1 protein-coding gene is annotated in these 670 nt (G+C 75.7%); it reads left to right on the forward strand.

Features of this window, described 5'->3' with window-relative positions:
- Positions 1-107: 107 nt before the first annotated feature.
- Positions 108-449 (forward strand): rhodanese-like domain-containing protein, encoded by a 342-nt coding sequence (locus UWG_RS0105680; RefSeq protein WP_029391197.1) that lies wholly within the window; start codon positions 108-110, stop codon positions 447-449.
- Positions 450-670: the final 221 nt, after the last annotated feature.

Genomic DNA, 670 nt, shown 5'->3' on the forward strand with positions numbered 1-670 from the left:
GACGTACCTTCTCTCGCCCGGCCACCGGGCCGGACCGGAAGCGCCGCAAGACGAGAACGGTGCGGCGGGTCGCGTTCCGCCGCACGAAACCGGAAGAGGTGTGGGAGATGAACGCACGCATGCCCGAGGTCGACGCCGCATCCGTGCCCGCCGACGCGCTCCTCCTCGACGTCCGCGAGGACGAGGAGTGGGACGCGGGCCACGCGCGGGAGGCGGTGCACGTGCCGATGAGCGAGTTCGTCGGCAGACTCGGCGAGGTGACCTCGCGCACCGGCGAGGGGCAGCCGGTGTACGTCGTCTGCAAGGCCGGGGGACGCTCGGCGCAGGTCGCGCAGTACCTCCTTCAGCAGGGAGTGGAGGCCGTGAACGTCTCGGGCGGCATGCTCGCCTGGGAGGCCGCGGGGCGTCCGCTCGTCGCGGAGGGCGGCGCGGAGCCGCAGGTGGTGTAGGCGAACTGCCGGTTCCCTAGGGCGACTCGGGCTCGCCGCCCGGCACGTCGGGAGGTCCTGGCGGCGCGGGGGTGCCCGGTTCCGGCTGCGGTGGCGGAGCGGGGTCCGGCTGCGGTCCGGGGGACGGAGGGTTGGGGCCAGGGGGTACGGGGGTCGGTTCCGGGCCCGGCGGGTTCGGGCCCGGTGGGCCCGGGACCGGTGTGGGCCTGGGGTCGGGGGCG

It is taken from the genome of Streptomyces xiaopingdaonensis (genome assembly GCF_000262345.1).
Classification (GTDB): Bacteria; Actinomycetota; Actinomycetes; order Streptomycetales; family Streptomycetaceae; genus Streptomyces; species Streptomyces xiaopingdaonensis.